This is a genomic window from Ruegeria sp. H6 (assembly GCF_056532975.1).
Genome location: NZ_JBQFOA010000002.1, coordinates 619,598 through 641,160 on the forward strand (window position 1 = coordinate 619,598; position 21,563 = coordinate 641,160).

General features: G+C 58.7%; 18 protein-coding genes, 2 tRNA genes and 1 pseudogene. 6 read left to right on the plus strand and 15 right to left on the minus strand.

Going from position 1 to position 21,563, the window contains the following annotated elements:
* The first annotated feature begins 5 nt into the window (after window positions 1-5).
* From ACR0AG_RS07715 to speB, 3 genes are all read left to right on the plus strand, one after another.
* Window positions 6-1,217 (plus strand): saccharopine dehydrogenase family protein, encoded by a 1,212-nt coding sequence (locus tag ACR0AG_RS07715; RefSeq protein ID WP_480837696.1) that lies wholly within the window; start codon window positions 6-8, stop codon window positions 1,215-1,217.
* A 77-nt stretch (window positions 1,218-1,294) separates the two neighbouring features.
* Complete coding sequence (gene nspC / locus ACR0AG_RS07720; protein WP_480837697.1) at window positions 1,295-2,464, plus strand: carboxynorspermidine decarboxylase; 1,170 nt, start codon at window positions 1,295-1,297, stop codon at window positions 2,462-2,464.
* Entirely contained in the window at window positions 2,461-3,303 is an 843-nt protein-coding gene (speB, locus tag ACR0AG_RS07725; protein ID WP_480837698.1) for an agmatinase, read from the plus strand. The genes nspC and speB overlap by 4 nt, the downstream gene beginning before the upstream one ends.
* On the opposite strand, the gene ACR0AG_RS07730 is transcribed toward speB, so the two are convergent.
* From ACR0AG_RS07730 to ACR0AG_RS07765, 8 genes are all read right to left on the minus strand, one after another.
* Window positions 3,300-4,427 (minus strand): LptF/LptG family permease, encoded by a 1,128-nt coding sequence (locus ACR0AG_RS07730; RefSeq protein WP_480837699.1) that lies wholly within the window; start codon window positions 4,425-4,427, stop codon window positions 3,300-3,302. The two genes, speB and ACR0AG_RS07730, sit on opposite strands and share 4 nt — an antisense overlap.
* Window positions 4,428-4,499: 72 nt before the next feature.
* Window positions 4,500-5,906 carry a flavin-dependent monooxygenase QhpG gene (qhpG, locus tag ACR0AG_RS07735; RefSeq protein ID WP_480837700.1) on the minus strand — a complete coding sequence of 469 codons (1,407 nt, stop codon included), beginning with the start codon at window positions 5,904-5,906 and terminating at the stop codon, window positions 4,500-4,502.
* Between the two features lie 17 nt (window positions 5,907-5,923).
* Window positions 5,924-7,231 (minus strand): radical SAM protein, encoded by a 1,308-nt coding sequence (locus ACR0AG_RS07740; protein WP_480837701.1) that lies wholly within the window; start codon window positions 7,229-7,231, stop codon window positions 5,924-5,926.
* Window positions 7,228-8,991 carry a ferritin-like domain-containing protein gene (locus tag ACR0AG_RS07745; RefSeq protein ID WP_480837702.1) on the minus strand — a complete coding sequence of 588 codons (1,764 nt, stop codon included), beginning with the start codon at window positions 8,989-8,991 and terminating at the stop codon, window positions 7,228-7,230. Before ACR0AG_RS07745 ends, ACR0AG_RS07740 begins: the two co-directional genes overlap by 4 nt.
* A 1-nt stretch (window position 8,992) precedes the next feature.
* A complete protein-coding gene (locus ACR0AG_RS07750; protein ID WP_480837703.1) occupies window positions 8,993-10,669 on the minus strand; it encodes a hypothetical protein in 1,677 nt (558 codons plus the stop codon).
* A gap of 39 nt (window positions 10,670-10,708) precedes the next feature.
* The gene (locus ACR0AG_RS07755) at window positions 10,709-12,268 is read right to left on the minus strand and encodes an FAD-binding oxidoreductase (protein ID WP_480837704.1); all 1,560 of its coding nucleotides are present in this window, start codon (window positions 12,266-12,268) and stop codon (window positions 10,709-10,711) included.
* A gap of 122 nt (window positions 12,269-12,390) precedes the next feature.
* A complete protein-coding gene (locus tag ACR0AG_RS07760) occupies window positions 12,391-15,684 on the minus strand; it encodes an AAA family ATPase (protein ID WP_480837705.1) in 3,294 nt (1,097 codons plus the stop codon).
* A gap of 211 nt (window positions 15,685-15,895) precedes the next feature.
* Window positions 15,896-15,971: transfer RNA gene (locus ACR0AG_RS07765), tRNA-Trp, on the minus strand.
* A gap of 145 nt (window positions 15,972-16,116) precedes the next feature.
* Between ACR0AG_RS07765 and ACR0AG_RS07770 the strand changes: the two genes are divergently transcribed.
* A complete protein-coding gene (locus ACR0AG_RS07770) occupies window positions 16,117-16,827 on the plus strand; it encodes a lysophospholipid acyltransferase family protein (RefSeq protein ID WP_480837706.1) in 711 nt (236 codons plus the stop codon).
* Between the two features lie 68 nt (window positions 16,828-16,895).
* On the opposite strand, the pseudogene ACR0AG_RS07775 reads toward ACR0AG_RS07770, so the two are convergent.
* Together ACR0AG_RS07775 and ACR0AG_RS07780 are read right to left on the minus strand one after the other, a co-directional pair.
* Window positions 16,896-17,255: pseudogene (locus tag ACR0AG_RS07775) on the minus strand (transferrin-binding protein-like solute binding protein); the annotation flags it as partial.
* 18 nt (window positions 17,256-17,273) lie between these two features.
* The gene (locus ACR0AG_RS07780; protein WP_480837707.1) at window positions 17,274-17,798 is read right to left on the minus strand and encodes a hypothetical protein; all 525 of its coding nucleotides are present in this window, start codon (window positions 17,796-17,798) and stop codon (window positions 17,274-17,276) included.
* A gap of 178 nt (window positions 17,799-17,976) precedes the next feature.
* On the opposite strand from ACR0AG_RS07780, the gene ACR0AG_RS07785 reads away from it, so the two are divergent.
* On the plus strand, window positions 17,977-18,768 hold the full coding sequence (locus tag ACR0AG_RS07785) for a tetratricopeptide repeat protein (RefSeq protein ID WP_480837708.1): 792 nt from the start codon (window positions 17,977-17,979) through the stop codon (window positions 18,766-18,768).
* A 57-nt stretch (window positions 18,769-18,825) separates the two neighbouring features.
* Window positions 18,826-19,239, plus strand: a complete 414-nt coding sequence (locus tag ACR0AG_RS07790) for a hypothetical protein (RefSeq protein WP_480837709.1) — start codon at window positions 18,826-18,828, stop codon at window positions 19,237-19,239.
* Between the two features lie 157 nt (window positions 19,240-19,396).
* On the opposite strand, the gene ACR0AG_RS07795 is transcribed toward ACR0AG_RS07790, so the two are convergent.
* The 5 genes from ACR0AG_RS07795 to infA all read right to left on the minus strand — a co-directional run bounded on the left by ACR0AG_RS07795 (window position 19,397) and on the right by infA (window position 21,557).
* A tRNA-Phe gene (locus ACR0AG_RS07795) sits at window positions 19,397-19,471 on the minus strand.
* 79 nt (window positions 19,472-19,550) lie between these two features.
* Complete coding sequence (locus ACR0AG_RS07800; protein ID WP_480837710.1) at window positions 19,551-19,733, minus strand: DNA gyrase inhibitor YacG; 183 nt, start codon at window positions 19,731-19,733, stop codon at window positions 19,551-19,553.
* Entirely contained in the window at window positions 19,730-20,752 is a 1,023-nt protein-coding gene (locus ACR0AG_RS07805) for a ribonuclease E/G (RefSeq protein WP_480837711.1), read from the minus strand. Before ACR0AG_RS07805 ends, ACR0AG_RS07800 begins: the two co-directional genes overlap by 4 nt.
* Window positions 20,749-21,327 (minus strand): Maf family protein, encoded by a 579-nt coding sequence (locus ACR0AG_RS07810; RefSeq protein WP_480837712.1) that lies wholly within the window; start codon window positions 21,325-21,327, stop codon window positions 20,749-20,751. The genes ACR0AG_RS07805 and ACR0AG_RS07810 overlap by 4 nt, the downstream gene beginning before the upstream one ends.
* 11 nt (window positions 21,328-21,338) lie before the next feature.
* A complete protein-coding gene (gene infA / locus ACR0AG_RS07815; RefSeq protein WP_005978431.1) occupies window positions 21,339-21,557 on the minus strand; it encodes a translation initiation factor IF-1 in 219 nt (72 codons plus the stop codon).
* Window positions 21,558-21,563: the final 6 nt, after the last annotated feature.

Genomic DNA, 21,563 nt, shown 5'->3' on the forward strand with positions numbered 1-21,563 from the left:
AGACCATGGGCAAAACACTGGTTGTCGGCGCAGGCGGCGTATCCCACGCAGCCGTGCACAAGATGGCGATGAACTCGGACATCTTTACCGAGATCACTCTGGCCAGCCGCACGAAATCAAAGTGCGACGCCATCGCCGCGGCCGTTAAGGATCGCGTCAGCGTGGATATCAAGACCGCTGAACTGGACGCCTACAAGGTTGAAGATACGGTCAAGCTAATCAAGGAAACAGGCGCTGAAATCCTCGTGAACCTTGCCCTGCCCTATCAGGATCTGGTGTTGATGGACGCCTGCCTTGAGGCCGGTATCCACTACCTCGACACCGCGAACTATGAGCCCGAGGATGAGGCCAAATTCGAATACCACTGGCAATGGGCCTATCAGGAACGGTTCAAAGCGGCCGGGCTGACCGCCATCCTCGGCTCGGGTTTTGACCCGGGCGTGACATCCGTCTTCGCCACATGGCTCAAGAAACACAAGCTGGACACGATCCGCCAGATCGACGTGCTGGACGCCAATGGCGGCAGCAACGATCAGGAATTCGCCACCAACTTCAACCCCGAGATCAACCTGCGTGAAGTGTTGGCCGAGGTGCGCCACTGGGAAGGCGGCAAATGGCACCACAGCCCAGCGATGACCCACAAGGTCGAGTTCGACTTCCCCGCCATCGGCCCCAAAAACATGTACCTGATGTATCACGAGGAACTGGAGTCGCTCAGCACCCATTTCCCCGAGATCGAGCGCGCCCGCTTCTGGATGACCTTCGGCGACGCTTACATCACCCACGCCAAGGTGCTGGAAAACGTCGGTATGACCCGCATCGACCCGGTGATTCATGACGGCAAGGAAATCATCCCGATCCAGTTCCTGAAAACCCTGCTGCCCGACCCCGGCGATCTGGGCGCGGAAACCAAGGGCAAAGCCTGCATCGGCGACATCGCCACGGGTCAGGCCAAGGACGGCTCGGGCGAAAAGACCTTCTACATCTACAACATCTGCGACCACGAAGACTGCTATGCCGAGGTCGGCTCCCAGGCCGTCAGCTACACCACCGGCGTCCCCGCCATGATCGGTGCCGCTCAGGTGCTGAAAGGCAACTGGCGCGAACCCGGCGTGTGGAACATGGAACAGCTCGACCCGGATGACTTCATGGATATGCTGAACACCCACGGCCTGCCGTGGCAGGTCCACGAACTCGACGGCCCGGTAGAGTTCTGATCTTCATCTTTTCCGAAATACTCCGGGGGCCCGGGGGGCTGGCCCCCCGGCCTCTCCACCCGACGGAGACGCCCGATATGTCCGACATGATGACCACACAGGCCGGAGATGCCGGCGCCTTCCGCAAGTTCGACCTCTCCCGCGTTCCGACGCCCTGCTTCGTGGTCGATGAAAAAGCGATCGAACGCAACCTCACCATCCTCGCCGATATCGGCACCCGTTCTGGCGCACATGTGCTCAGCGCGCTCAAGGCATTTTCGATGTTCTCGCTGGCCCCACTGGTGCGTCAGCACCTCGGCGGCACCTGCGCCAGTGGCATCTACGAGGCCCGATTGGGCCGTGAGGAATATGGCGGTGAGGTCGCAACCTTCTGCGCCGGTTACAAAGTCGCCGACATCGACGAAATTCTGTCGCTGTCCGATCACATCATCTTCAACTCTCCCGCGCAAAAGGACCGGTTCCTGAACAAAGCCCAAGCAGCCCAAGTTCAAGTCGGCCTGCGCATCAACCCCGAACATTCCGAAGGCGAGATCCCAAAATACGACCCCTGCGCGCCTTGCTCGCGACTGGGCACGCCGATCAGCCAACTGACAACCGAAACCCTGACCGGCGTGGATGGGTTGCACATGCACACGCTCTGCGAACAGGGGTTCGAACCTTTGCAACGGACGTGGGACGCCGTTGAACAAAAGCTCAAACCGTTCCTCACACATCTCAAATGGCTGAATTTCGGCGGAGGACATCATATCACTCGCGACGATTACGACCGTGACGGGCTGGTGGAGTTCATCAAAGCCATCCGCGCGAAATACGATATCGACATCTACCTAGAACCCGGCGAAGCCGTCGCCTTGGATGCGGGCATTCTGGTGGGCGAAATCCTCGACCTGCCCACCAACGGCATGAACCTTGCCATCACTGATATCTCGGCCACCTGCCACATGCCCGACGTGATTGAAGCCCCCTATCGCCCCGCGCTGTTGGACGAGGCCGACGCATGCCATACCTACCGCCTCGGCGGCCCCTCTTGCCTCGCGGGCGACGTGATCGGTGACTATACATGGGACCGGCCGTTGGAAATCGGCCAGCGCTTTGCCTTCCTCGATCAGGCGCATTACTCGATGGTCAAGACCAACACGTTCAACGGGGTGCCGCTGCCGACCATCGCCTTGTGGAACAGCGAAACGGATGAGTTGAAAATCATCAAACAGTTTGGCTATGACGACTTCAAGGACCGCCTTTCATGAGCATTTTCCTCGACAGTGAACTGACCGACGCGGAACGCAGCGCAGACGCCCGTTTCCGGGTGATCCCAGTGCCTCTCGAGCGCACCGTTTCATACGGATCGGGCACCGCCAAAGGCCCCGAGGCGATCATCGAGGCCAGCAACGAGCTGGAACGCATCACCGGCCACGCGGAACCCTGCGTCGAGGGCATCTTTACCGAAGACCCGCTGGATTGCGCGGGACCGCTGCCCGACGTGATGGAACGCCTTGCCCAACGCACCGAGGCTGCAATCCACGCGGGCAAGGTGCCTGTGACGCTGGGCGGAGAACATTCGCTCAGCTATGGTGCTGTCATGGGTGTGGCACGGGCGCTGAACCAGCCCATCGGCATCGTCCAGATCGACGCCCATGCCGACCTGCGCAACGCCTATCAGGACGAGAAGCACAGCCATGCATCAGTCATGCACCTGCTGGCCGAAAAAGGCATCCGGCTGGCCCAATTCGGTGTCCGCGCGTTTTCGACCGAAGAGGCTAAAAGCCGCCTGAAAAACCACGTCTTTCACGTCGACGCCGAAGAGCTGGTCACAGGCAATATTCACTCAGTAGACCTGCCCGAAGAATTTCCCAAGCTGGTCTATGTCAGCTTTGACGTGGATGGGCTCGACCCCTCTCTCATGCCTGCGACGGGAACCCCCGTTCCCGGCGGTTTGGGATATTATCAGGCTCTGCGCCTTGTGGAACACGCGCTGAAAGGGCGGAAATGCGTAGGATTCGATGTCGTCGAACTGGCCCCGGATGGCAACGCGGCCTGGGATTTCACCGCCGCGCAGATCGTCTATCGCCTGATGGCATCCTGCTAGGCCGCTGCCATTTTACGCCTGCGGTTCGGCAAGATCGGGCGGCCAGCGATGGATAGGAAAAAGCCAGACAGCAAGACGCCGATCAGCGCAGGGACATAAAGCAGAAACCACAGCTTGGGGTCTGCGATAACCAGAGGGGCAACAAACCCACGAACCCCTTCAAGCAGGGTCAGAACAGAAAACGCGCCCAATATCTGCGGCCAAAGTCCAAAACGCGAGAAACTGCCCAGCATCAAGGTCGAGTAGCCGACAAGAGCCACCGCAACCGAAATCGCGATCCAGGAAAACCTCTGGTGCAGTTCTTCGACAAGCTGGCCTTCAGTGTGCCAGTCGCCCTCTGATACGACGGTTCGGTTTTGCAGCAGCTCCAGCGTGGGTATCGCTTCGAGGCTGCGTTGGCCCATCTCATCGGTATTCGTCATTTGCGTGATGTCATACGACGCATCGTCGAACAGCGTGGATGACAAGGTGTTGCCAGCCTTATCATGCCGCAGGGCGATACCGTCCAGCATCACAAGATTGATACCCACCCCGTCGTTGACCAGATAGGCGGTGGCGCTGGAATAACTGACGGGATTGTCGCGATCGCGGCTGTCGGACACGAAGACTTCGTGAAGCGTTCCGTCCAGATCAACCTGACCGATATAGACCGTAACCCCCCGGACCGGATGGAGAAACTCACCTTCATTCAGCAACTGCGCGGTGACGTCACCGGCCACTTCGGCCTGCCGCCGCTCAAGCTGATCGACAGAGGCCGGGCGCAGAAAAACGCTGATCACCGCCATCATCAATCCCGCACACAGGCCAAACAGGAACACCGCCCGCGCCAGCCGCCAGGGACTGGACCCCGTGGCCAGCATCACCGTCATCTCGCTTTCGCGGCTGAGCCGATTGGTGGCGTAGACAGCCGCCGCAAAAACGGCCATCGGCATCACTGTGCGGATCAAGGTCGGCAATGTCAGGGCGGTGAATTCAAGAAACACAAGTGCGGACTGACCGCCACTGATCACACGATCAAACAGGCTGACCGAGCGGGTGATCCAGAAGACCCCAACCAGAACAAGGGTGAAAAACCCGAACAAAATCAGCAATTGCCGCAGGAAGTACCCATCAAAACGCGACATGTGACCTCTTTGTTTCGGATATTCGCAACGTGACGGGACATTAGGCGATTCACGGGTCCGAGGAAACCGCGATTAAGCCTTCTGCAAAATTCGATTGCGCCAGAACCAGTCCAGGAACCGCTCGGCGCGTTCGGCTGGCAAAAGATGCGCCCAGCGCGCCAGAATTTCCGGGCGGGTCGCCGGGATTGTCAGCCCCTCGATCAACGGGGCCAGAGGCTGGGTGTCCAGCATGCCAACGGGTCGCGGCAAATCAGGATGGGCCAACACCTGACCGGGTACGATGAATGCGTCGGTTTGAATGCCCTCGGTTCTCAGTTTTGCGTCCGGTGCCAAAACAACCCGCTGCCGCTCTGGCCACGCTCCGGGGTCAGGGGGCGTGATGCGTCGGGGTATCCAATCCGGTGTTTGGGCCCGGTCCGACCAAAAGCGCGTATGCGCAACGCGCGCATGGTTGGCATAGAAATCCGCTGCCAGTGTGGCGTGGGTCTTGGCCCGTTCTACCTGCCTGTCTCGGTAGAATTCCAAAGCAAGTTTGGTGTCAGTCGGTCGGGACAGAACCGTGTTGGCGACGACCGCGCATTGAATGGCTTGCCCCATAGCCAGTTGCACGCCCTGCGACGATAACGGATCCACGGCAAAGCTGGCTTCACCCACCCGCAGCAGGTCGGTCGCGGGCTCTGTCGTTTCCAACAGGCTGGTCGCATCGCACCGCCGCACAGGGCCGATGCGCCGTTGTTCCAGGCAGGGTGACAAAAGCACGGACCGGGACAAGAGGTTAAGGTACAGATCACGCCGATCGCCCGGAGAAAGCCCGGTGCAATCCGCCGGGTCCACGAACACCATGGCATTGACACGCCCATCCGGCAGCGCAGCGCCCCAAAACCAATGGCTCTCACCTGCTTCAACCCGAGTCTGCGCGCCAAATCCCGGTGGAGCTTGCCAATAGGCATATAGCGCCAACAAAGGTTGCGAGGCTGCACGGTATTTTCGACCCAAACCCGCTTGCCGCCCTGCGGCGTCGATCAGAACCTTTGCGCGTACCGTGGTATCACCCGATTCCGACCGCACAGGGATAACCCAGCCCCCTTGGCGGCGCGCTGGCCTGTGGGCCTTGGCGGGTTGCAAAACTTTTACGCCGGCCGCACTGGCGGCTGACAGCAGAACCGCATCAAACGGCCCGCGATCCACCATCCCGCCTTTGGCTTGCGCCTCTGGCCCGCGTCGTTCGAACGTACCGCCCCACTGCAGAACCGAGCCTGATGAGGGCAGAAAACCCGTCCGCTCCACGATCTGCGTCAGACCCAGCATCTCCAAAATCGGCCAGACCGAAGGCGTCAGAGACTCGCCCACATGCGGGCGTGGGAATGCCGCGCTTTCCAATAGACAGACCTGCCGACCCAGCTGCGCCAACCGTAACGCCGTGACCGCCCCGGCAGGGCCGCCACCCACAACGCAGATTTCGGTCTGGATATCGGGCATGGCTTAGCGGCCTCGGGTCAGGCCGATTTGGCGGCTTGCTCGCCAAAATAGTCCGGGCATGCTTCGGACAGACGGACATAGGCTTGCAGGCAATAGTCCAGCCAACCACGGATGTAGTCGCAGGCCGGGCGCCCGCGCTTGATGACCTCGTGATGACACCCGCCCCCGCATAGATACCGTGCCCAGCAGGTATTGCAGGGGGATTGCGTATGCACATGCCGTTCGGCCAGCCAGTTGTCCCGGCGCAGGTTCGGACCGGCATAAACGTTGCCCATTGCACCGGTCTCGTCTTCGACAAAGCGGTGGCAGGCATAAAGACCGCCGCTGGCCGAGACGCCAAAATACCCCGCTCCCGCACCGCAGGCATAAGGACGGTGGGTGCCCCGATGGATTTCCTGCATGGCCGAGGACATATTCGAGAACGGAAAGCGCCGCCCGCTGATCACGGCCGCTTCAAAAAGCGCGCCGCAGGCCATCATCTGGTCCAGCATCAGGGCCAGATCCTCGGTCGCCAATTCATGCTGACCGTTGGGAGAGGCCAGCATTGGCGAAAACCCGACCGAGTGGAATCCCATGGCAACGAACCGCTCCAGCGTTTCGGTCAGTTCCATGTTCTGCGGCGTGACAGTCACCCGCGCGCCGACCTGCATCCGCTGTTGCCGGGCCAGCAGGGGCTCAATACGGCGCAGGATCGTGTCATAGCTTCCACGCCCGCCGCGGTTGGGGCGCAACCGGTCATGGGTGGCCCCGACGCCATCCAGGCTGATCGTCACCGCAAAGCCCTGGGTTTCAAAGAATTCGGCATCCTCGGGGCGCAACAGGGTGCCATTGGTGGTGATCGAAAATCCAACCCGAACGCCAGCTTTTTGCGCATGACGCACAGCATAGTCGGTTGCCTTGTGGATGAGATCGCGATTGATCAGCGGCTCACCCCCCAGGAAGGCAAGGTTGATCCGGTCGCCCGGGTCCGCATCTGTAATCAGGCGGTCGATTGAGGCCTGGGCGACCTGCCACTCCATATTCTGCGCCTTGCCGCCGAATTCTCCGCCCGAGGCGTAGCAATATGTGCAGGCAAGATTGCATTTCTGCGCGACCGCCAGCGACAAGGATCGCACCGGCATGTTTTCCGGCGGTGCATCATGGATGAAAGGCGCACCGTCCAGCCCCATCGAGTGTAGAAAGGCACGCTGATCTTCTTCCCCCTGGGACGCAAACTGCGCGGACGTTCCGTCGGGCACGTCAAACACACGCGATCCATCCACGGCCAGCATGTGCTGACCATGCGCCGTCTCAAAGAAATGTACATGTGCGGACGGGTGCGTCACCCTTCACCCTCCGTCCAGAAGGGGATGCCGATACCTTCGGTGGCCAGCCGTTCGCCTTCGACCCGAAGCAGTTTCATGGTGTCGCGCACCTGCTGGATATAGATTTGGGACTGTTCATACTGCTTCTTCGCTTCAAGCTGATAGGCCTTCCGCAGCCCATCTTTGACCTGATCGAACAGGGCCAGCGCCTCGGCTGTTTCTGTCTTTGACCCGACCCGCACGGGCCGCAGATAGGCAGGTGTGCCCTGCCCCGTCTCATACTTGCGCAGGACCTCTCGCATTTGCTTGAACCGCAGGAAATGCTCGTCACCATCGGTATCGATGCGAACTGCCAGCGCATAAAGCTGGTCGTCCTTACCCTTGAGCTGGTCAAGGGTCGCAACGCATCGGGCATAGGCCCGGTCAATCGCCCCATCCGGGCTTTCGATGTCGATGTATTCGTCGATTACATCACCTGTCAAAGGCCGCAGGGATCGCGGGTATTCCCGCCCGTCGCCCGGCCCGATCCGCAACGTATTGGAGGGTGTCAGAACCGGCTCGTAGTCATCGCCCAAAAGCTCCCACAACAGCTGGTTCGCCCAGCGCATATGGGTCATTTCACCGATGGCGACCTCGATAATCGCACGGCGTGCAAAAATCAGATCATCTTTGAGCGTGGGCCAGCGGTTGGTATCCACCGTGTCCGGATCGGCCAGCGAGAAATACGAATACAGGTATTGCAGGCTGAGGGTCATTTCCATCGGCGCCAACCGGTCTTTCAGGTCATTTGCCATCTCCAGTTCATCACCATAGGCCGTCATGTTCCGCGTTTCGGGATCGGCGGTGTAGACCTCGCCCGTTTCGCGACCCTCAACCACAATCGGCAGCTCGCTCCACATCTGGTTCACCTGATAGTGGTCAATCTGATAGGGGCGGTTTTGTTCGACGGTGTTGAGCGCCGCCACGTTGCCGGACGGCGATTTATCGGACCGCAGCCAATCCAGATAGGTTTCCGCCGCGACCGGGTCACTGGATTGTCCGGTGGCCAATTGGTCATCTGGTGCGACCTCGGCCATGACAACGTCCGGGTGGTTCGAAGGCCAATAATGACAGCCGCAATCGCGAAAATCATGGGACCAGGGATTGCACAGGCTTTGGGTCAGCTCTCCGGGATCGTAGGCACCGCTGAACACCCCAGCGTCAGTACGATATTGGCGGCGGTATCCGTGCAGAACGACCTGTTCGGCATCCACGACGCCTTCATGATTGCGCCGTTCCAACGCAATTGAAATCGGATGGTCGTCGCCGCATTCCAGACTGCGGATAAAGCGCCAGACCATCAGCCCGTCATAGGGATCACCGTTCGGGTCCTGAAACGTGATCCGCTTGCCGCCTTGTTCGACCCAAGACAGGAACCACCGACCTTTGCTGAGGTTTTCACCGACCGCGCCGCTATAGTCGCGCAGCAGGGTCTGCACCCAATCCTCAGGGCTGTTGTCGGGCAGCATGGGGTCGTAGAAGTAGTCGACGAACACGAGGTGAAACCCCTGCGAGTTCTTCGGCGCCTCTGGCACCGGGCTGAGCGGAACGCGAACGGCATTGAACACCAGCCCGGGAAAGAACCGGCGATCCAAGTTGCGCACATCCATTTCCAGACCGGGAAAACAGTTCCCGACCGATCCGTCCATGCGCGTGTTGTCGGGATTGCCCGGCACCTTATAGGCCATGCGCGCGGTCAGGTTACGGGGCGTCAGGCGGATTGGATCAGGCTGATCAGTCATCTTAAACCTCCGGTTCCTTAGCGGGCGCATGGGCCACGAGATAGTCGATGAACGAGATCACCAGATGGTACTGACGCCTCGACAAAGACAGAGGGTAGTAGTTGGAATCGCGCATATAGGGCGGCATTCGGGCGTCGTGCATCATGTCGCGAATGATGCGTGGATCGCGGAACTTGGGGTTGGGCACCTGATCCGGGCTTGGGTTCGTCTCAAGCTCTGTCAGGATGCCATAGGGCGGTCGCAATAGGGTTTTGACGAAATCCGGGCGACGACGCAGGAAATCCAGCAGGTTTTCTTCGTCGATCAGCTGTTCATGAACGAACTTCGTGGCGACCGTATAGGGCAGACGTTCGTTAGGCACCGAGTTTGAAAAGACCGAGACAGGCTGCGGGCGGATCAGATCGGGTATCTTGTCGGGTGCGCGGGCGTCCTCTTCGGTCATCGACGCCGCGTTGGTGGACGGCAGGCCCGGAAAAGCCGGCATGTTGGTCTTGGCCTGCAGCGTTGCGTTGTCCTTCAGCCCTTGGGCACGGATGTCGTCGAGATTGATCAGACTGTTGGTCTCAAACGCGCGGCGGAAGATATCGACCACTTCGGCCTTAGCGTCCTGATAATTGTCGTCAGTCACTCTCACCAACGACAGGTCGCGATCGGCAAGGTCGTCTTCGAGGCTATAGAACGGGCGGCAATCCGGCGCGAAATCCGGCGGCCCGGTCATGATGTTGGCCCGCGCCGTGAACCTCTCGCCACGCACCGACAGCGATGCTTCGATGACGCCGTCGCTGGTGTCATCGGCCACGCCCCAGGACTGATCGTTGCCCACCCGCGCGCCATCATAGCTGTCGTGGGGCTCCGGGTCGTCCGAGGTGCCACTCATCATGATCCATTTCGACCACGGGGTGTCGGGGTTCAGGATGCGGTTCTGCTCGGGCACGATCTCATGAATGCGGCCATATTCGGATTTTGGCGGGTCATTCTGATAGCTCGGCACCGCCAGAGTTGCCGGTCCATAGGCCGCGTCGGGCGGACCATAAACCTCGCCCTTTGGGGGCATGAAACGCAGCCGTAATATGCTGCGGTCGACGGGGTCGTTGCCGGGTGGAGTGTCAATGCCTTCCACCGGTTTGATCGCACGGATATGCCCCAGCGGGATCGGGCTGTGTTCATACACCATCGGCTGCTGCTCTGAAGTATGAGGGCTGAACGCCAACAGGGGTTTGGGCGAGAAATCTTCGCCCGCAATCTCGACCCTTGCGCGAAAACCGCAGGCCGCATCCCCGGTGCGGCGCTCAGCCTTTTGGTTGCCTACCGCAACAGTATAGCGGATGTTTTTTAGCGACAGTCCCTGGGTTTCCAGAAAATCCAGCGTCACCGGGGTTTCGTACTCATCCCCATTGTCAGGGTCATGCATCCGCGCCCACAACTCAAAGAACGGAGCCACGGGCCGCAGTGCGCCGCCTTTGTCGCGAAACCGGATCGAATTGGGATCCGGCAGAAAGGCCGAGATGCTGCCATCTTCGTTCTCGCGCAGGGTTAAGTTCGACCGGATGACGGTCTTGTTGTTGCCATGGGCGTCTCGGTCCTGCTGCCATTCATAGCTTTCCAAGGGCGTCTCACCCGGCCCCAGCCGCGCAACCGCCATCGGTGGCAAAAAGAAGATTTCCTGAATCGTGTCCATGGCTGGGCCCCTCCCGTCTGGCCGTGGCTGTCCCCGGGTTCAGGGGCGTGAATAGCTTTCGTATGTGATCTCGGGGTCGTCAAAGAAAGACTCGGACGTGTCCCGAATGATATTGGGCGGATCACTTTCAGGGACTGGAGTGATGCTTTGCTGGAAATCAAAAAGCTCGGTCGGGTTGAACTTTTCCTTCACGTACAAAAGCGAGTTGAAATTGTCGCCCCAGTATTGCCAGCGATAATTCCGCTGCGAACGGCGCGGATAATTCTGATAGACGCGGTCGATGAAATACCCCTCTTGCACCATCAGATCCATGAACCCATCTAGCCAGGGCACGACGATTTCCTTTTCCTCTTCCGACAGCCAGAACACGTCCACATAGAAATTCAGCGACACGTTGCGATGGATAAAGGCGTTGCCGTCCTTGCCTACGGGCACTCGATTGATCGCCCCGCCATAAGGCTCAATCGCGACCGCACCATAGGGGTTCGGGGTTGAGGCCAAGTAATCCACAACGCGCTGCCACTCGGCCTCGGTTAGGTGGCGCTGAATATAGCCCGCCTGTTTATCTTCGGCGGCCTGATCCGGGACAATCGGGATATCGTATTTCTCGTCATAGAGCCACGCGTTGACCTGTTCGTAAGTGCCGGTGCAACTATCCAGAAGCTCGCCCCCGATCTGCTCACCAATCAGAGGGTCAATGACTTTCCTGCCTTCCTCTTCCGTCCCGCAATAGAGCATGGACAGCAGCAATATCTTTTCGTCACCCTTTTCTGCCAGAAAGATATAGGCGCCAAATTCGTCCGATTGGCAGGTGTCCATATAATTGGCCTGCAGGAACTCCAGCGCTTTGGCGGCCTTGTCGAGGGGCCACTTGATATGCGCCCCCCAGACCTCGTAGAGCGGATGCAGCTTATAGCGAATTTCAAGCAGAACCCCGAAATTGTTGCCAGTCCCGCCGCGTATGGCCCAGAACAAGTCCGGATTGGTGTCCGCATCCGCGATGACGATGCTGCCATCATGCAGCATGACGGTCACGCCCAGCACGTTGTCGCAAGCCATCCCGAACCGGCGCGAGGTAAACCCGTAGCCGCCGCCCATCATGAAGCCCGCCACGCAGACATCCTGACAGGCCCCACCGGGCACATGCAGATGATAGGAATTCAGCACCGAGTTCAGCACCTTGAACGGCGTGCCCGGTCCGACATAGGCCATTGGAACATCCGGATCGACGGTCACATAGCGCAGCCCGCTGGTGTCCAGCACCATCGAATTGTTCGCCGAATACCCGGTTGTGCTGTGCCCGCCCGAGCGCGATGCAATGGTCAGCCCATGCTTGGTCGCAAAGGCCAGGCTTTCGCGCACATCCTGAATGGTTTCGCTATAGACGATGATCTGAGGAAACAACTGAAAGGCCGGGTTCCACACCTGCCGGTCAGTGTTGTAGTTGGGGTCGGTTGGCAAAACGACCTTGCCGATCAGCCTTTTCTCTAATGCCCGGATCTCTTCGGGTTCGATCTTGTGATAGTTATGCAGCGCCAGATCGGTACGGCTTTGGGCCTGGATATCCTTGGCCAATATGGATTTGCTGATCTTGGGCATGGGCATTCCTTAAACGGTCATAGTCGTCATCACCGGGACCGCGCCCCGATGTCGTGTTCGCTAAAGTATTGATATCATCCAACTCTGCCCGCACCCAAGCTGGCAGCATTTACCCCCTTCGGTCAAGCCATCGTTTCGACCAAACCGCGCGCTTCGTTCAATTCCGGCAGGCTGACATCGGGGCCGCACCCCGCCAAAACCCGTTCCAACGCATCGCCCGAAGGTTTTCCGGCGTTCTGACGCCACCTTGTCAGCGACAGGGCCGCGCGCAGTTCGTACAGCTTCGCGCCTTGCGCTTGGGCGATTTCGATCGCCTGTTTCAATACCGGTTCGGGGTCGCCGTCCGCTTGGGCAATCCATTCCGCTTTGATACGCAGACGCTCAGCCTCGGCCCATTTCTCTTCGCTTTTGCTGAGGTTGTCATCAGCCTGCGCCAATGCCTGCTCGGCGGCGGCAAGATCACCGTTCAGGATCGCAAGCTCGGCGATCAGCGTTGGGAAATAGCTTTTGTAGTTACCGGCACCAACCGACCACCATTTCTCGGCGGCAGCACGCAACGCGTCGATACGCCCGGTGGTTGGGGCTTGCGTTGCTTGCGCCCAACTCGACCACAGGTTGGCAATGGTCGCCATAAATGGCAGCGAGTGTTCCTGCGCGATCTTCTCCAACGCCTCGACATCCTGCACCAGGGCGGGAATGTTTCGCGTCAGCAAATGAACCTTGCAGGAATAGACCAATATCTGCGCAACACTATGCGCGTGCTTCAGACGCTTGGCGCCTTCAATCGCCTGACGCTGAATGTCCAGCGCCCGGTCCAATTGCCCCATCAGGCAATAGCATGTGCCCAAAAACGCCGCCGTGATGGCCGCATGATCTGTGCCGTAGACATAGGCAAGCTGGCCATGCTCATCAAAATCATAAAGCGCCCAGGCCTGTTCAAGATGCGTTTGTGCCTCGGGCAAATTGCCGATGTGCAGCTGCACAGCCCCCATCGCGCGGTGCCCGATCATCTGATGCTCGGTCTTGCCGGTTTCAGCCGCCAGATCCAGAATTTGCGCGGCGACCTCTTTCGCCATCCGGTATTCGGCCCGCACCAGATGAAATGCATAAAGACCATTGAGGACGGGGAACAGACGTTCGGTCTCATTCGCCCGGTGGCACAGGTCTCGCAACCGGCCATAGGCCTCGCCCGTCGCATCGCCCGAAATACCGCTGGTGGAGCGCAGCACACCGGCGCGCAGGATCTGAATATCGATCTCCTGCACATCCCTGTCGCGGCTTTTGGGCAGGTCGCCCAGCTGTTCCAGCGCCGTAGACAGGTGCGAGAGCGCTTCGGCAACAGCCGACCGTTCAATCGCGCGCCGACCGGCAATCTGCCAATGCTCGACCGCCTCTTGATTGCGTTTGGCCAGAGAATAGTGCTGCGCCAGAACCTCTGGCTGGGTCTGAACCAAATTGGGTTGGGTTTCCAGCAACGCCCCCGCGGCGCGGTCATGCAGCGCCTGTCGTTCGGTACGCAGCAGACTGTCATAAGCCATGTCGCGGATCAGAGCATGCCGAAAGACAAACTCATCCTCTGCCGCGTCAGGTGCCTGCAGGATGATCCCCGCCGAAGAGAGCTGATCAAGCCCGTCCTGCAATACCGTTGGCGACAGAATCGACACGGACGCCAGCAACGCAATCGAAAACTGCCGCCCAAAGACCGCCCCGGTCTGCGCCACCTCTTTGGCTATCCCAAGCCTGTCCAAACGCTCCATCAAAGAATCCTTGAGCGTGTTGGGCACGGACAGCGCCGGTAACGGGCCTTTTAGCACATAGCCATCAGGGGTCAGACGCAATTGCCCAGATTCCAACAGGCCGCGCGTGACCTCTTGCACATAAAGCGGGATGCCATCCGTCTTCGCTGCGATCAGATCGCAAACCTCGGCAGGAACCGAATGCCCGCCTGCCACATCCTCGACAATTCCGGCGACGTCGGTGTTCACCAGCCGTTTCAGCGGGATATGCAGCGTATTGTGATGATGCCCCCAACCCGGGTCAAAGCCGGGACGGGCGGTTACGATAATCAGAACGGGCAGGTCCCGGATCTTCTCGATCACCCGATCCGTCAGCGACAATGTGGTCGGGTCGATCCAGTGCGCATCCTCGAACAACAGCAAAACGGGCTTGTCCCGCGCCAGTGAGGCCAATTGTTCCGTAAGCGCCTCAAGCGTTTTTTCCATTTTCGCTTGTGGCGTCAGAGTTACCGGATCCAGCCTGCCCTGTGCGTCTATGCTGAGAAGATCGGCAATCAGCCGCTGATGCTCCTTGGATTGGTGTCGCAGCGTGTGCAGCAGTTTATCCAGCTTTTCGCTGTTACTGTCCGAAGGCACAAATCCCGCCGCGCGCTCCAAATGCTGGATGATGGGATAGAGCGAACTGTTCGAGTGAAACGGCGAACACTGAAAATTCTGGCGTCGCAGCCCTTGCTGCAGCTCTTGGCCCAGACCTTCGATCAGCCGGGACTTGCCAATCCCCGCCTCGCCCGAAATCAGAACGGATTGCCCCGCCCCGCCGCTGGCCTCGTTCCATTTGGCCAGGAGCTTGCGGAATTCGGCCTTGCGCCCGATCAATCGACCCGCGCCCGCGTCCGGCATGATATCAAAGCGTTTTTCTATACGCGCCTGGCCGGTCACCGACCAGGCCTGAATTTCCTCAGTAAAGCCTTTGAGATCAAAGCTGCCCATATCCTCAAGCTCAAACGCATTCCCCACCAGACGGCGGGTCGACGGACTGATGACCAGCGCGCCCGGAGTGGCCAGCGATTGCAGACGCGCGGCAAGGTTGGGGGTCCGGCCCATGACCACGTCATGTTCCTTTAACCCTTCGCCGTGGATGGTTCCCACCACCACAAGCCCAGTCGAAATCCCGATGCGGGCGCGCAGCGTTTCGTCGCCTTCAATGCGCGTCAGGCCATCCAAAATCTCCAGACCCGCATGGATAGCGCGCGAGGCCGCGTCTTCCAGCGCATGCGGATATCCGAAATAGATCATCGCCCCGTCGCCCATAAAGCTGGCCACATGGCCACCGAACCGTGCCACGGCGGTGGTACAGGTTTCTTTGAAGCGTCGGATCAACTCACCCAGATCTTCAGGATCAAGCCGTTCGGACATGGCCGTGGAGCCGACGAGATCCACGAACATGACCGTAAGCTGCCTGCGTTCGGCGACAATCTTACCGTCACCATGCACGGTTGATCTGACCGCACTGCCAACAGCCGCCATCAACCTTTTGCGCGGTCCCAGCGGCAATCCAAGAACGATCAGGTCTTTTTCTGAAAGGTATTGCAGGTCTGAATATGAGACCTCATTCGACGCGAAAACCGGTGCATAGCTCGATAGCCCCAGGTCCTCCAATAACGCGTCGATTTCAGTCATTGTCCCCTTTTCCCCTGTCCGACCCTGGCATATTCACCTATCCACACAAAACCCCAGAGACTGATTTTCCCCCAGTCTTCCGAGTCTTGCGGAGCGGTCGGCTTATTTAGTCTAGCTTTTTCTTTCGCTGGCGACCAGTCAAGTAAATTGAAAGATGACGTCGCACCACGCTGACGACCCAGGGATAGAGCGCTATGGACGGGTCGGGAAATGGCAGGGGCAGCAGGGTTCGAACCCGCGACCTACGGTTTTGGAGACCGTCGCTCTACCAACTGAGCTATACCCCTACGATGCGCCATCAGATATGCCAGCCACGCAGAGGACTCAAGAGCCTTTTTTGAATTCCGCCGCACTTTGCGCGACCGACAAAAACATTGCACCTGTGGCATAGTACAGTAAGACAAGCGTCGGCCCAGACGAAGGACACCCGCCTTGAATATCCGTAAGAAGATCGCCAACAGCGAAACTGTGCTGAACTGGGCTGCACGACGAATTGCAGGCTATATCCGGCTGGTTCATCGAAATACGCGGTGGCAGCGGATCGGATATGAAGAGCTGGATCAACTGGCCGATCAGGGTGAGCCGGTCATTGTTGTGCTGTGGCATCAAAGGCTTGCTCAATCCCCGTATTTCTTCCCTTTGGACAAGGCCAGTATCTGTTCGATCACCTCAGCGGCGCGCGCTGGCAGCATGGTGGGGCGGGTGCAAAAGCTGTTCGGTATGGATACGATCGCCATGTCCAGCCGCAAACGTCATGTGGCCCTGTCGCGCGAGGTCCTTGGCAAAATGAAACAAGGTATCTCGATCGGGATAGCTGCTGACGGGCCGCGCGGGCCAGAGCGGATCTCATCCACCGTGCCGCTGGTCTGGGCGCGCACCTCGGGCAAGCGGATCTTCGGGATCACATTCTCGACCCGGTACGGTAGCGAGGCCGGAACCTGGGATCGTCTGCTCATGCCCCGGCCCTGGCGGAATGAGGGCGTGTTTTTGTGCCGCGAATGGACCGAGACGGTCCCGCGAAAGGCCAGCCCGGAGCAGATAGAAGCCCTGCGGCTGAGCCTGCAAGATCACATGAACCAGATCACAGCAGAAGCGGACAGGATGGTTGGCCGCACACCGTGGAGCAAACCTGAAGAGGCCTGATCGATCTGACAAAAAACCCCGCCGTGGTATCGGCGAGGTTTGTAGGTTGGTTTAAATTTTGAAGCCCGTTATCGATCCGCACCAAAAGAGCCGATATGGGTCACCCCGCCCGAGCCGGTTGTGCGGAAAGTGCCGCCCACTTCGTTTGCCCGCGGACCATAGAACAGGCCATTGGCTTTACCGGAAGTATCAGTGCCCGCAACGTCCGCCGAGAAACGGTTGCCGTTCACGTCTCCCGTTCCTGAGAAATCCAATTCGCTTGCGAGCCCTTCGGAGTCGTCCACTAGGCTACTGGCTACGGTGCCCGAACTCGTGATCGTCGCTGTTCGGAAATCGGTAGATACCGTGATTTCGGATGCCGTGAGATACGGGTTTCCATCCAATCGACGCGCGAAACCGGTGCTGACGCCTTCGTATGTTGCCGATCCGCTGTTTGGAACGTCGCGTTAAGCGGTGCGCGATCCATATGAACCCGCGCCAGCGACACCATTTGCTGTCCCGCGCCCATCCAACCACACTCCAAATGTCTGATACTCAAAGCGGCTCTTGGACGGATCCACGATCAACGCACCATCTTCTCGATCTGGTGAGTCAAAAGCGGCCAGAACATTTGTACGGGTTAGATCATCGTCTTCACGCGAGTCAAATGACACCCGAGAATTCTGGCCCGTGATTCTGGCTGCAACAATTTCATCGTCTTCGGTCGTAAGCCGAAGTGTTGAATCATCAGGCGCATTCACATCGTTAAAGCTGATGGAGCCATCGGATGCTGTGGAAAACCCTGCGGTGGCGGCTTCGCCATCAAATTGAACTGATCCATCCTGAGGCAACACCAGTTTGTCCGCACCGCTGCTCGACGAACCGCCCGACGAACTGTCAGAGGAACTGCTACTACCAACGACACCGCCGCAGGCCCCCAATGCCAGAACTGATAGAACTGCCGCCGTACTAATACCAAATTTAACCCGCATAATCCCTCCTAGGTAGAAATTTTCTACACCCTATTCACCGCCAAACGGCATGCAAGTTAATTTGTTAATACAATCTTCACGTGTCACATCGGCCACACTTCTTTAAGGTGTGACCGCATCTCTTTTCACGACGAATAGCCTCGTTTAGAAGCTTTTTGCTACACCCAGCCTTGAGTACATGAGTGTTGAATCATTTCTTTTTCTGATCGTTTGCATCGCAGTTACAACCTTTTTTGGAAACAATGCCCAGTCTCAAACTGAGGGTAGCGCGTATCTGAACACAACAGCTGACGAAGCAGAAATCGAATCTGTTTTCCTCAGCGGGCTTGAGGACCTCGACCGAGGAAACACGGATGCAGCGATCGCGAAATTTTCGGCGATTCTGGCCATCGACCCGACCTTGACACGGGTGCGTCTTGAACTTGGCCTTGCCTACTTTCGAGCCCAGCAATGGAACCGCGCCCGCAATGAGTTCTTCACCGTACTGTCCGGGGATTTGCCCGAAGCCGTCCGGTCCAAAGTGCTGAACCTTATCCGCCAAATCGATGCGCGGCGCGGCTTTGATTGGGACATGAGCATCGGCCTCACCAATGTCGGGAACCAGCGGGATTTCGATACGGATCAGATTCTCCTTGATTTTTCAGGAGTTGAGCTGCCCTTCCGCTTGAAACGAGAAAAATCGGATGAGCTCGGGTTACGCGTTACAGGATCCGCCAATTTCCGTCAGCCTCTGAATTTCAAACTCTTCGGCGCCGATACACTTGGCGTTGCCGCGCTCACCTTTGACGTGACCGAAGCGAGAACTTCGCAATATGACGACTACGTCTTTGGCGGCCGACTCGGCCTGAGAACGACGGCCGAACGGACAACAACTTCCTTCGGGCCGGTCATCACGACGCGACTGCTGGGTGGCAATGTCTATGAAAACAGAATTGCACTTGAGGCGGCCTTTGAACGACGTAACCTCTAGGGCGGGTCTGTATTCGCCATCCTTAGCGGTGCAAAGCTGCATAATCCAACCTCCAGCTTGCTGGACGGGCACGAATTTGACGGCGAGATCGGTGTGCGCAGGTCCTTTGGCGGGCGCGGCCTGATCGGTGCCAGCCTCTTTCTCGAAGACAAATCCGTCGACGACGCGCTGGAAAATTTCCTGCGCCGCCGTTTCACGATCTTCGGACAGTTGAATACACGCGGAGGTTTTACCTTCCGCCCTGCTGTCTTCGTTGAGAACAAGGATTTCCGCACACCCAGCATTCTCTTTACAGGCGATCCCAACGAAGACAGTTGGGGCGGCACACTGCGCATCGAAAAGAACGATTTGTTCTTCGGTAACGGGTTCTCACCCTTCCTGCTGCTATCCTACCAGCGTACCGAGTCCGGGATCGAAGCCTTCAGCTATTCCGAACCCGGGTTCGAATTGGGCCTTGAGCGACGGTTTTAGAGCCCAATACTGTTCACTTTCAGAGACGATTGTCGCGCTGCCAGTGGATGTCTTGGCTACTGGCACGGCAAGACAAAAACGGAGTCTTTGCCGCGGTATGTCATGGCGAAACAAACGCGCACCTAAGCCTTTAACACTGCGATAGAAAGCTTGAAAATGGTGCCCGGGGGCGGAATCGAACCACCGACACGAGGATTTTCAATCCACTGCTCTACCCCTGAGCTACCCGGGCATGGGAACGTCGTCTGACGTTGGGTGCAGGCCTTCTATGACTTGCCACCGGTGGTGTCCAGAGGCTTTTTGCACTTTTTTCAATGTGGACGGATGGGTCGTGTTTCAGTGGACTCGGGCTCGTCGTCGATGTCCTCTTCGCGCTGCGACGGGACCGCGTATGAACCGTTCAGCCATTTGGCGAGGTCGATATCAGCGCAGCGTTTCGAACAGAAGGGGCGGAAGGCGTGTTGGGTGGCGTCTCCGCAAATCGGGCAGCTCATTTGAGGACCTCGTTCAATGGAATCCGGCCGCGTTTGCGCTGCAGTTCAAAATGACCAAGCGGGGTCCAGCCAGCCAGGATGGTTTCTTCGGGGTCCGACTTGAAGGCCGCGCGCAAGGCGGATTCGAACCCACGCCGTTCTTTCTTGGGCATCGGCGCAAGATCCAATGTGATCTGCCCCCCCAGCCCACGTACACGCAGCGCACGGGGCAAAGCTTTGGCGCAGGCGAAATTGGCCTTGGAGCCAGCCGCCAGTGAGCTGTCGGAACCAGTGTTCACGTCCACCGCGACCAGCGCTCGTGTCGGCTGAATATACAAGTGCCCCCCGCCCGCAAGCCTTTCGGAGATACCGCGGGCAATATCCAGGGCATCAAGAACACCATGATCTTCAAACCCGTTTGGATGGGTGACGATCTCGGCCGGGTCCGTCCAATCGCGCCACGCCAAGACATGCGGACTGTCGCCATCGCTGAGGGTTTCGGGATCGCAGCCGGAATCGTTCATCACCTGCTCGGTCTGGGCACGCATGGCCGAGATATCTTCGGCAATGTCTTCAGGCTCAGCGTCGTGACAGCAAGACCGCAGGATCAGCCCGTAGGAACTGCCCTCCATCTGCTCATGCGCGATTTCCAGCAACTGATCGCGCGTATCATCGTCTCGGATACTGCGCGAAACGTTGAGGCCCGGCGCATCCGGCGTCACGATGGCATAGCGGCTTTTGAACAGGATCCGGTTGGTCACGGGAATGGCCTTGCCAGGTTCGGCATAGCCGGTCACCTGAACCAGCAAATCGGCGCCCGGCGCCAGCCCTTTGACCTGCCGTAGAAAAGCCGGTCCGTCCGGCGTTGTCAGGAACATTCCGCCCTGCCCTTTGACCGGGCGATCCGCCTTGGCGCGATAGACCGTTCCGGGCGGCGGAGCGTCTGAGGCAATCAGAAAATCCTCAAGCACGCCGTCAACCATCAGGGCCGCGGCTTCGCGCCCCTCGATGTGATCCAGAACAACTGTTCTACCCTTCATGATCCCTCACGATACAGCGGATAACCGATGCCTTGCAAAAGGGCTGCCGTCTCGGACAACGGTAGCCCGACAATGCCGGTGAATGAGCCTGAAATCCACGGAATGAACGCGCCCGCAGGGCCCTGGATGGCATAGGCCCCGGCCTTGCCCTGCCAATCGCCGGTCGCAAGATAGGCATTGATCTCGGTATCTGACAGGCGCTTGACCCGGACTTGCGAGACGACATCGCGTTGCAATACACGATCACCGCGCCGCACAGCGACGGATGTGATCACACGATGCCGCCGACCGGAAAGCGCGTGCAGGAATTCTGCGGCCTGCCCGGCATCATCGGGTTTGCCCAGAATGCGACGCCCCAGCGCAACCGTTGTGTCGGCGCACAGCGTGATATCATCGCTATCTGCTTGAACTGCGGTGACTTTTTCGCGCGTGATCCGGCTGCAATAGGGAACCGGTAGCTCACCTTTCAGGGGCGTTTCGTCAATATCCGGGGGCCGAATGGCATCAGGCTGCACGCCAAGCTGCGCCAGCAGGTCCAGCCGCCTTGGGCTGCCCGATCCCAGAATAAACGCCATGGGGCGGCGCGTTACTTGAAGCGATAGTTGATCCGACCCTTGGTCAGATCATAGGGGGTCATTTCGACCTGAACCTTGTCGCCGGCCAGAACACGGATGCGGTTCTTACGCATCTTGCCTGCCGTATGTGCGATGATCTCATGGCCGTTTTCCAGCTCGACCCGAAACGTCGCATTCGGCAGGAGTTCCTTCACGACACCGGGAAATTCGAGCGTATCTTCCTTGGCCATGTTGTC